This window comes from bacterium (assembly GCA_024224155.1).
Classification (GTDB): Bacteria; Acidobacteriota; Thermoanaerobaculia; order Multivoradales; family JAHEKO01; genus CALZIK01.
The window spans coordinates 22491-32517 of sequence record JAAENP010000293.1 but is presented as its reverse complement, the minus strand read 5'-3'; the positions used below and the strand labels follow the sequence as shown (position 1 = coordinate 32517).

The following is a 10027-nucleotide window of genomic DNA, read 5'->3' as shown; positions in this document are numbered from 1 at the left end:
TCTCGGTCCAGGGCGCGCGGTCGCGCGCGACGAGCGCCAACGATGGCAACTTCCGGCTCGAGGGCCTTCCGCCCGGCACCTGGAAGGTGCGCTGTCGCGCTCAGGGGTACGAGTCGGTCACGCTCTCGGGCATCCGCGTCGCTGGCGGCCGCGCGACGAGGCTGGACTGCGCTCTGCAGCCCGCGTTCGCGCTCCAGGCGCCGGAGACGGATCAGGTCCTGCCCAAACCGAGGTCGTACAAGGTCAAAGCCGCCTACCTGGAGATGCCGCTTCGGGTCGGAGGACCGATCCCCTTCCCTGGCGAGACCGCGCCTCCACCCTTCAACACCGAAGCGTACGACGCAATCGACGAGAATCCCTTCAAGTCGGCGCTCGAGAATCCGCTCTCGACTTTCTCGATCGACGTCGACACGGCCTCGTACGCCAACATGCGCCGCTTCATCGAACAGGAGCATCGCCTGCCGCCGATCGACGCGGTGCGGATCGAAGAGCTCATAAACTACTTCACCTACTCCTATCCCGACCCCGAGGGCAAGGACCCCTTCTCGATCACCACCGAGGTCTCGGTCGCACCCTGGAACCGGAAGCACCGCCTGGTTCACATCGGCCTTCAGGGCCGCAGAGTCGACACGGCCGAGCTTCCGCCCAACAACCTGGTCTTCCTGCTCGACGTTTCGGGCTCGATGAACAGCCCCGCTAAGCTACCGCTCCTGAAATCCGCCTTCCGGCTTCTGGTCGAAAACCTCCGTGAGCAGGACCGGGTGGCGATCGTCGTCTACGCCGGCGCCGCCGGTCTGGTGCTGCCGCCGACGCCCGGGAGCGACAAGGACAAGATCCTCTGCGCTCTCGAAAGCCTCCGCGCCGGCGGCTCGACGGCCGGCGGCGCCGGCATCCGCCTGGCCTACGAGACCGCGCGCCGCAACTTCGACCCGCAGGCCAACAACCGGGTGATTCTCGCGACCGACGGCGACTTCAACATCGGAGCTTCGAGCGACGCCGAGATGATCCGTCTGATCGAGCGCGAGCGCGAAAGCGGCGTCTTCCTGAGCGTGCTGGGCTTCGGCACCGGCAACTACAAGGACTCCAAGATGGAAAAGCTCGCCGACCACGGCAACGGCTCGGCCGCCTACATCGACAGCATCCTCGAGGCCAAGAAGGTCCTGGTGAGCGAGATGGGCGGGACCCTTCTGACGATCGCGAAAGACGTCAAGATCCAGGTCGAGTTCAACCCGGCGCGGGTCAAGGGCTACCGCCTGATCGGCTACGAGAACCGCCGCCTGAGAGACCAGGACTTCAACGACGACACCAAGGACGCCGGCGAGCTCGGCGCCGGCCACTCGGTGACCGTGCTCTACGAGATCGTGCCCGCGGGCTCGGACGAGAGACTCGCGGGGATCGACGAGTTGAAGTACCAGGAGTCGCGCCTGAGCCGGGTTGGCCGCTCGTCGAACGAGCTGCTGACGGTGAAGCTGCGCTACAAAGCGCCGGACTCGGACACCAGCCAGTTGGTGTCGCGACCTCTCGAGGACGAGCGAATCCCACTCGCCCGAGCCAGCGAAGACTTCCGCTTCGCCGCCGCGGTGGCCGAGTTCGGGATGCTGTTGCGCGACTCGGAGCTCAAAGCCGATGCCTCTTACGAGTCGGTGCTCGAAAGCGCCCGCGCCGCGCTCGCCTCGGACGACGGCGGTTACCGCTCCGAGTTCCTCGAACTCGCCGAGCAGGCTCGATTGCTCGACCAGCGCGGCTGAAAGAGTCGGGTCGACTCGGCAGAGGTTTGATCGTCTAGGCTATGGAACGACCGAAAGGAGCTTGCCATGCCTGAGGAAAGAACCGAGCACGTTCTCGACATGAAGGCGGTTCACTAGGAGGGCGGCGAGCGCCGCAAGATCGGCGTCGTCGCCCTAGCGGGCTTCCGTCTGGAGGCGCCCGCGGGTGAGCTCGGCGAGCTTGGAGTCGTCTCGAACGATGGTCTCTTCGCGCCGCGGACCGGTCGAGACGATGGCCGCGGACGCCTTCAGATCGTCTTCGAGGTAGGCCACGTAGTTGCGGGCGTTCTCGGGCAAATCGGCGAAGGCGACCTTGCCGACGGTGTCCTCGCTCCAGCCGGGAAGCTCGACGTAGACCGGCTCGGCGCGTTCGAGCTTGCCGAGGTCCGAGGGGAACTCGCGGACTTCCTCGCCGTCGATCCGGTAGGCGACGCACACCTTGACCGAGTCGAAGCGATCGAGCACATCCATCTTGGTCAGAGCGAAAACGTCGGTGTCGTTCACCCTCCTGGCATAGCGGGCGATCACCAGATCGAGCCAGCCGCAACGGCGCGGCCGGCCGGTGGTGGTGCCGAACTCGTTGCCGCGCTGGCGCAGGAAGTCGGCGGCGGCCTCTCCTTCGGGCAGCTCGGTCGGGAACGGGCCGCTGCCGACGCGCGTGGTGTAGGCCTTGAGCACCCCGAGCGACCGCTTGATCCGGGTCGGCGCGACTCCGGAGCCGGTGGCCGCGCCGCCGGCGGTGGCATTGGAGCTGGTGACGAAGGGATAGGTGCCGTGGTCGACGTCGAGGAGCACGCCCTGGGCGCCCTCGAAGAGCGCGCTCGAGCCGTCGTCGATCCACGCGTTCAATAGCTGTCCGGTGTCGGCAACGAACGGCTCGAGGCGCTCGGCCCAGCCTTGACAGCGCTCGAGCAGCTCGGCGACGTCATTCCCCCGTCCGAGGGCGCCCAGCTCGGGCCCGAGCCGGGTGCTCAGGTGCTCGAGCAGTCCTTCGAGACGATCGGAATAGAGGTCGCACATGCGAATGCCACGGCGCGCGATCTTGGCTTCGTAGGCCGGCCCGATGCCACGCGAGGTGGTCCCGATCTGGCCGGCGCCGCGCAGCGTCTCGCGGACTTTGTCGACCTCCGCGTAGATCGGCAGCAGCACGTGGGCGCGGTCCGAGATCCAGAGCCGACCCTCGATCTCGACACCGGCCTCGGCCAGGGCCTCCAGCTCCTCGAAGAACGCATCGGGGGGAATCACCATGCCGTTGCCCAGGACACAGCGCATGCCGGGGGTGAGGATTCCCGAGGGGATCAGATGCAGGGCGAAGTGGCTATCGGAGAATCTGACCGTGTGGCCGGCGTTGTTGCCGCCTTGGAAGCGCACGACCACGTCGAAGGCCGGGCACAGAAGGTCGATGATCTTGCCCTTGCCCTCGTCTCCCCACTGCATTCCGGTAATAACGGTGTTGGACATCGTGATGGGGGCTTTCGTCGCCAGACTTGGGCATTTAAGACAGTAACAGATGGGCTAGAAGTGGCCAAAGAATTGGGAGGGGACACGATGGAATCATGTCCCCGATGCCAGTTGGGAGGGGACACGAGGGAATCGTGTCCCCGATAAAGGAAACAAACGGCCGCGCCGAGGCGTAAGCTATGGATGAAGGAGACAGTGGAGATGCGTAAACTCATTCCGATCTTCGCGGCCCTGGCATTGCCGGCGCTGCCGATGCTCGCCCGGCCGGCGGCCGCCGCGGATGCCGAACGGGAAATCAAGGCCGTTTGGACGGCGGGCGATCTGGAGGCGGTCCGCTTCGACATTTCGGCGGCCGAGCTGGAAGTCACCGCCTCGCCCGGCAAGAAATTCAAGGTCGAGATTCTCGCCGAATGCAAACGCGACCGGCCGGACTGCCGCGAGGCTCTGGACGGTCTCGAGCTTTCGGAACGCACCCGGGGCGACGTTTTGACGATCGAGCTCGAGGGCTACCCGAAGTGGGGCAAGGGTCGAATCGAAGTCGAGGCCTTTCTCACGATTCCCGCCGAGCTCGACTTCGACCTCGACATGGGCGTCGGTGAAGTCAACATCGAGGGCCTGCGCGGCAACCTCGATCTCGAGCTGGGAGTCGGCGAGGTGACCATCGACACCAAGCCCGATCACCTGCGCTCGGTGAGCCTGGACGTCGGGGTGGGCGACGCCGAGATCTATGGCGACGCCCGGCGCGTCGAAGGGCGGCGCTCGTTTCTTGTGGGTAGCGAGGTCTACTGGGCCGAAGGCGAGGGGGACAAGCGGATCAAGGTGGATGTCGGGGTGGGCGAAGTGACTGTGCGGCTGGACTGAGAACCAGAAGGAGTTCGGTCGAGACCCTTCGCTTCGCTCGAGGGCAAAGGTGTCCCCGATCGGTGTCCCCGAGCTAGTTAATCTCTAGGACGTGGTTTTCGAGTCGATCGAGGGCCGCGTCGAGGTCGCTCAGAATGGCTTCGACTTCGGACGCCGGTCGCGCCGGTTTGCGCTTGCGCCCGGTTTCGGCCGAGACGCTGAGCTTGGGCAGCCCGACGCCGCTCCACAGATCGCGATCCTGCTCCAGTACGTCGGTCCGGAAGCGAATCCCACGGCGCTCGAACTTGGGCGCCAGCTCCTCGCGCCGGAAGTAGAGCTCCCGGCGAGTGGCCTGATAAGCGTGCTCGCAGACCCAGCGGCGAGACGAGAAGCTGAAAATGTTGGTGAAGAACATCCGGTAGTCGTCTCGGCGCGGCTCGAGAAGTACGACCTCGGCGCCGTCGTAGAGGTCCTCGTAACGCGATAGGCCGACCTCGAGACGCGAGTGGATCAAGGTTCGGAAGGTCTGCGAGAAGACCGTCGGCAGACCGCGGTCGATCAGCTTGCCGCGCCTCATGACACCGGTCTCGACGGCACGGCGGGTATCCACCGGCACGATCGGGTTGATGCAGATCAGAAGGTCGGCCCCGGCATCGAGAGCGGCCGAGCCGTGAAGCGTCTTCTTGAGCACACCGTCGACGCAGTGACGGCCGTCGATCTCGACCGGAGGATAGAGCCCCGGTAGCGACGTCGACGCCTGCACCGCGCGCGAGATGGGCACGTGGTCGTAGCCCTTGCTGCCGAATCGAATCGCCTCTCCCGAATCCAGATCGACCGCGACCACGAAGAGCTGCTTGTCGAGCCTACGGAAGTCGTCGGTCCGCCCCTTGATGCGGTAGATCCGCTCGAGGTAGCGGCGGATGGGCTTGTTGTCGAAAATGCCGACCGGCAGAGCCCTCCCCAGGCGAGTCATCGAATCAAAAAGACTCTTATCCTCGGGGTGGAGCCAGTAATCGTAAAGCGCCTCCCAGACGAGCCGTGGCAGGGTCGCTCCCCTGCCGATCAGCTCGAGAACCGCAGGCCGAAGGAACTTCTGTGAGTTGAAGGGGTGTTCTTGGGGCTCTTGCTTGACGATGGCGCGGCACATCTCCGCCGGGGTCAAGTTGTTGGCCAGGTTCGCGGCCAGAAAAGAGCCGGCGCTCACGCCTACGTAGACGTGGAGGTTGTTGAGGTCCAGCCCGTCCAGGACTTCTTCGAGAGCCCGGAGGGCGCCGATCTCGTAGATCGCGCCCTCCGGTCCTCCGCCAGCCAGAGCCAGACCGATCTTGGCTTCTCTCGCAGGCAACCTAAGCGCTCCCTCGCTTCACTTGGGCTTTGCCGCCTAGGCGGTCTTGGAAGCGCGAGTGCGGGTGGTCTTCTTGGCAGTTCTGGGCTTTGCCTTCGGCTTCTTGCTGAGTCCGTCGACCTTCCTGGTCAGCTGCTCCACGCGGCGGGTCAGCTTCTGGATCTCCATCCGGCTGGGAACGCCGAGCTTGTTGAGCGTGTCGGCGACCTTGCCATCGAAGCCCTTGCCGAACTTGCCGAACGCGCTGTCGGCCTTCTCCACCGCGGCCTCGACCTGATCCTCGACGGTGTGCTGCACCTTCTCGAACCGCTTCTTGCCGCGCTTCTCGAAACCCTCACCCTTCTTGACGAGGGTCTTGAAGAGCTTGCTGCCCTCTTCTTCGGCAACCGACAGTGCGCCGAGACCGGCCAGCCAGATCTTGTTGGCGGACTCGAGGACTTCCTTCTGTACTTTGTTGGTGTTCTTGGTCATGTTGATACTCCTTTCGTATCGCAAAGCACCGGCGCGAACTAGTCGCGGGTGCAATCGTCAGCTTTCTTCTTCAGGCCTTTTTCGCTCGTTCAATCTTGGTCTTTCGGGGCGCCCGTTTGCGGGTCGCGGTCTTCTTTCTAGTGGTCTTCTTCGCCGGCGTCTCGAACTCGAGCTCGGAGGATCGCTGGCCTTCTTCCAGATGAGCCAGAGACAGCTCGAGCTCCTCGAGCCGTGACCGCAGATGGGTCATTTCCTCTCGCGCCCGGCGGATGGGGCCGATCTTTTCGACCGAAGCCTCGAGCAGTCGATCGACGCCGTGCTGCACCTGTTGGACGCCGTTTGAAAGCGCGCGCTCTCCGGCCCGAACCAGATCGTGGAGAAACTCGGTCGAGATCTGGCTGCGGCCGTTGCGACCCTCGCCGAGGATGATCTGGGTCAGCATCTGCGGCGTAACGTCCGCCTGGGAGGAGTTGTCGATCACCCGCACCTGCTGGCCGTCGCGCACAAAGCCCGCGATCTCGTCCAGTGAGACGTACCGGCTTTCCTCGGTGTCGTAGAGCTTGCGGCTCTCATAGCGTTTGATAATTCGAACCATGATCGGACCTTTCTTTGGGAGATCTGCCGCTGCGCGGCAAGCCGTGGAGAATTTATACCGCGCCGCGGCATAAATGTCAAGTATTTTTTGACGCGCTGCGGCAATCTCTCTCTAAGTCACTCGAACCAGGCAGCTTCCATCCGCTTACCCAGGGCCTCCAGACGCGGAATATCGGCGGGGGAGGCCGGCAGAAGCGGCAGAGACACCACCGCCGGCCCGTCGGCCAGCAGGTCTCTCAGCTGGGCGACGCCCTTCTGGTCGCGCTCGCCGAGCCAGCGCATGAGCTCGAGGTCTTCGTCCTCGGCGGCGGGATGAACCCGGTTGGCGACGACCGCAACCAGCTCGTGGGAACGCTCGGTCAGATTGCGCGCGAAGAACATCGTGTCGGCTAGATTGCGCTCGGCCGCCGCCGTGACCAGCACGAACCCGGTGTCGCTCGAACGCAGGAGCCCGTCCACCTCCAGCGCGCGCTCGCGAAAGCCGTCGAAGAGCGGCGCGAAGGCCTGAAAGAATTCGGCCATATCGCGCAGCAGGTCGATACCGACCATGCGATCGAGAAGAGCTTCGAGCGGCATCCCCAGGCCCGGCAAGGACTTCGGGCGAAAGCGACCGTCTTCGTCGAACCAGGGCTTGAGAGCCATGCGCAGGGCGCCGCTGTCGAGAAACGAGACGATCCGCTGGGGCGCGTCGAGAAACTCGAGGGCCTCACGCGTGGGCGGCGTGTCCAGGATGATCCGGTCGAACCGCTCCGACCTGACCGCCTCATAGAGCCTCTCCACCGCCATGTACTCGAGGATGCCCGCCAGGCGCCCGGCCAGGTGCCGGAAGAAGCGGTTCGAAAGGATGCGATCTCGCGATGCGACGTCCGGTGCGTAGCGGTGAATCAGGCGGTCGAAGGTTCGGCGCGCATCGAGAAGATGCGCCCAGAGCTCACCGCCGGCCTTGGACTCGAACTCGACTCGAACCTGACCTTCCTGAGCGTCGACGTTGTCACCCTTGCCGGAGTCGCCGATTCCCAAGGCGTCCTTCAGGCGGAGCGACGGGTCGAAGGTCATCACCAGCGTGCGCTCGCCATGAGCCGCGAAGTGAACCGCCAGAGCGGCCGCCAGGGTGGTCTTCCCCACTCCTCCACTGCCGACGAAGACCAGTCGCCTCGGCAGCTCCGCCAGCGGGCCGGATCTACTCATCGCTTGCCTCGAGCTCTCTCGAGAGCGCCGCGACCAGACGGCTGCCCTCGTCGATCGGCAGGAGCGGCAAAGAGACCACGGGTTCGCCCACCGCTCGCGCGAGCCGGGCCAGCTCGCGCTCGTTGACCGCGCGCCGCCGCCGCCACAGCTCGGTGACCGAGTCGTTACTCTCGAGCTGGGCGGGGACCTCGGGGTAGAGGGCGTTGGCGATCCAGGCCTCGGGCGGCTTGCCGAGAACCTCGCCGAGCGCGTCGGCGGCTTCGAGGGTCTCGGTGACCGGAAGCTCCTCGGCCAGGGTTACCAAAACCAGCCCGGTGGTCTCGGCGCTCAGCCAGGTGGCGACCTCGCGCGCCAGCGCCGCGATCGGACCCGCGCCAATGGCTTCCGCCGCCAGGACCGGCGCCGACAGGAGAGCCAGAGCGTGTCCGGTTGCCGGCGAGTCGAGGACCACGCAATCGGCTCGGCGCTTGCGCTTCGCCCCCTTGACCAGGCTATGGGCATAGCGGAGCAGCGCCAGTTCCTTGAGGCCCGGAGCGCCGTCGATGAAATGCTCGTAGATCGGACTCGCCTGGAGCCGCCGCACCAGCGGTGCGACCTTGAGCTTGTCCTGGACGATCTCGTCGACCACCTGTCTCGAGCGCGCATGAAGCAGCTCCAGGCGTTCGCCGGCCTTGACCGGCTCGCCGCCCGAGGGCGGCACGTCGAACAGGCGGTGGGCGCTTTCGCGCGGGTCCACCTCGAGCAGCATCACACGCCGGCTCCGGGCGATCCGCCAGGCCAGCGCCGCCGCAACCGTGGTCTTGCCAACGCCACCCTTGCCGGTGACGATGACCAGTTCCAGATCGGGCGAGAGCATCATGTAATCTGAGCTTAACGCCGATGACCTTCATCATCACCGAACCATGTCGCGGCACGAAGGACGAATCCTGCGTGGAGGTCTGCCCCGTAGACTGCATCTACGATCGCGAAGACTGGGACACGCTGCTGATTCACCCGACCGAATGTATCGATTGTGCCCTGTGCGTGGATGTCTGCCCGGTCCAGGCGATTTACGCCGAAGCCAAGGTGCCCGAATTCTTCGAAGAATGGATTGATCGTAACTACGCGGCCTTCGGCGTCGCGAGAACGGAGCCGCCGGCGTGAAACGCGTCACTGCACCGGCGGGCCGTTCCCTTTTAGAGTGAACACGAACGGCCGGGGAGCCCGCGTTTGAAAGAGCCACGCCCAGAACAGCTGATCATTGTCGGGAACCGGACCGTCGCCCTGCCCGACGAGGTCACGGTCGTCGAGTGGTCGCTCGAACGCAACCGGATCCAGAACGCGAGGATCAAATCGATCCTGGGCTGCATTCGGATGCTGGACGAGGTTCTGGACAGCAATTATGCGATCCTCCATTGTTCTCCCGATCGCTTGCAGGAGATCTGGCGCCGGGTGCGGGAGATCGTCGACGCGATTCGCAACCACCTCGGACCGCTCCTGGACGAGCCGTCGGTCGTGCCGAGGCTGGAAGAGGCGCGCCGCGAGACCCGTGCTTCTTTCGAGATTCTGGCCGGCACCACTCTCAGCACCATAGACCGGCACTCTGCCCAGCTCCCGAAGGACGGCTTGGTCGGAATGCGCAAGCTCCTCTGTGTGACGATCGGGAAGCTCCATGCGTTTCTTCAGGAGACCTTCGGCCGGCTCATGGAGGCCGACCCGCGGAGCAAGTTCGATCGAGACTACTTTCTCTCCCGGCGCTTTCCGCGAGACGTCGAAGAGGCCGAGTGGCTCTACCGCGGCGTCGCCAACCTCGCCGACTACGTGCGCGAAGTTCGCCAGGAGTCGACCGACACGATCTTGCCCATGATCAAGCGGCTTCAGAAAGAGCAGGTGCTGCCGTCGGAAACCGCCTGGACGAGCATGCGCGATTTCGTGGAGCTTCTGCGCGACCTCGCCACCAAGCTCAACGAGATCCTGGCGCTCCGGGGCATTCGATTCGACGAGATGGAGCTCCTCGACCTCTACGCCCGGCAGTTGCCGGCCAAGTTTCACCAGCTGACGGCCCTTTACCAGGCCGGGCGAGACGTCAGCGAGCGCATCAAGGCCACGACGCCGGCGTCGTGGCCGCAGCGTGAGCAATCGGTCACCGACCTGCTGCACGTTCATGCCGGCATTGGGGCTCAGCTCGGCGAGCTCGCCGGAGCCATTCACGACATGGTCCTCGATCTGGAGGCCTTTCTGCCCATCTGGTACCGGAGCATCGGCGAGCGGCGAGCGCTCCTTCTGTACAGCTCGCAGTCGACGTGGGTAGACCTCACGGCAGACAACCGCCCTCAGGTCGAAGCCTCGAGCGGCTGAGAGCGCGGCGGCGTGAAGGCCGGCC

10 protein-coding genes are annotated in these 10027 nt (G+C 65.0%); 4 read left to right on the top strand and 6 right to left on the bottom strand.

What is annotated here, in order from left to right:
• Positions 1 to 1748: DUF3520 domain-containing protein (locus tag GY769_15250; protein ID MCP4203279.1), on the top strand; the 1748-nt coding region annotated here is incomplete at its 5' end.
• A gap of 153 nt (positions 1749 to 1901) precedes the next feature.
• On the opposite strand, the gene GY769_15245 is transcribed toward GY769_15250, so the two are convergent.
• The gene (locus GY769_15245; GenBank protein ID MCP4203278.1) at positions 1902 to 3227 is read right to left on the bottom strand and encodes an adenylosuccinate synthase; all 1326 of its coding nucleotides are present in this window, start codon (positions 3225 to 3227) and stop codon (positions 1902 to 1904) included.
• A gap of 201 nt (positions 3228 to 3428) precedes the next feature.
• On the opposite strand from GY769_15245, the gene GY769_15240 reads away from it, so the two are divergent.
• Positions 3429 to 4088 (top strand): hypothetical protein, encoded by a 660-nt coding sequence (locus tag GY769_15240; GenBank protein ID MCP4203277.1) that lies wholly within the window; start codon positions 3429 to 3431, stop codon positions 4086 to 4088.
• Between the two features lie 73 nt (positions 4089 to 4161).
• Here GY769_15240 and GY769_15235 read toward each other — a convergent pair whose 3' ends face one another.
• From GY769_15235 to GY769_15215, 5 genes are all read right to left on the bottom strand, one after another.
• Positions 4162 to 5412: a patatin family protein gene (locus GY769_15235; protein MCP4203276.1), complete on the bottom strand. Its 1251-nt coding sequence runs from the start codon at positions 5410 to 5412 to the stop codon at positions 4162 to 4164.
• Between the two features lie 36 nt (positions 5413 to 5448).
• Entirely contained in the window at positions 5449 to 5883 is a 435-nt protein-coding gene (locus tag GY769_15230) for a phasin family protein (GenBank protein ID MCP4203275.1), read from the bottom strand.
• Positions 5884 to 5953: 70 nt separating this feature from the next.
• Positions 5954 to 6478, bottom strand: a complete 525-nt coding sequence (locus GY769_15225; GenBank protein ID MCP4203274.1) for a hypothetical protein — start codon at positions 6476 to 6478, stop codon at positions 5954 to 5956.
• Between the two features lie 116 nt (positions 6479 to 6594).
• Positions 6595 to 7665 carry an ArsA family ATPase gene (locus tag GY769_15220; GenBank protein ID MCP4203273.1) on the bottom strand — a complete coding sequence of 357 codons (1071 nt, stop codon included), beginning with the start codon at positions 7663 to 7665 and terminating at the stop codon, positions 6595 to 6597.
• On the bottom strand, positions 7658 to 8524 hold the full coding sequence (locus tag GY769_15215) for an ArsA family ATPase (GenBank protein MCP4203272.1): 867 nt from the start codon (positions 8522 to 8524) through the stop codon (positions 7658 to 7660). The genes GY769_15220 and GY769_15215 overlap by 8 nt, the downstream gene beginning before the upstream one ends.
• 20 nt (positions 8525 to 8544) lie before the next feature.
• Here GY769_15215 and GY769_15210 point away from each other — a divergent pair, with 20 nt between their 5' ends.
• Together GY769_15210 and GY769_15205 are read left to right on the top strand one after the other, a co-directional pair.
• Positions 8545 to 8808, top strand: coding sequence for a ferredoxin family protein (locus tag GY769_15210; GenBank protein ID MCP4203271.1), 264 nt, complete (start codon positions 8545 to 8547; stop codon positions 8806 to 8808).
• 66 nt (positions 8809 to 8874) lie between these two features.
• Positions 8875 to 10002 carry a hypothetical protein gene (locus GY769_15205; GenBank protein ID MCP4203270.1) on the top strand — a complete coding sequence of 376 codons (1128 nt, stop codon included), beginning with the start codon at positions 8875 to 8877 and terminating at the stop codon, positions 10000 to 10002.
• Positions 10003 to 10027 lie beyond the last annotated feature (25 nt).

Excerpts from the sequence above, each read along its gene's own strand:
- GY769_15245 (MCP4203278.1), bottom strand. The coding sequence starts at position 3,227 with ATGTCCAACACCGTTATTACCGGAATGCAGTGGGGAGACGAGGGCAAG.
- GY769_15240 (MCP4203277.1), top strand. The coding sequence starts at position 3,429 with ATGCGTAAACTCATTCCGATCTTCGCGGCCCTGGCATTGCCGGCGCTG.
- GY769_15230 (MCP4203275.1), bottom strand. The coding sequence starts at position 5,883 with ATGACCAAGAACACCAACAAAGTACAGAAGGAAGTCCTCGAGTCCGCC.
- GY769_15225 (MCP4203274.1), bottom strand. The coding sequence starts at position 6,478 with ATGGTTCGAATTATCAAACGCTATGAGAGCCGCAAGCTCTACGACACC.
- GY769_15220 (MCP4203273.1), bottom strand. The coding sequence starts at position 7,665 with ATGAGTAGATCCGGCCCGCTGGCGGAGCTGCCGAGGCGACTGGTCTTC.
- GY769_15215 (MCP4203272.1), bottom strand. The coding sequence starts at position 8,524 with ATGATGCTCTCGCCCGATCTGGAACTGGTCATCGTCACCGGCAAGGGT.
- GY769_15210 (MCP4203271.1), top strand. The coding sequence starts at position 8,545 with ATGACCTTCATCATCACCGAACCATGTCGCGGCACGAAGGACGAATCC.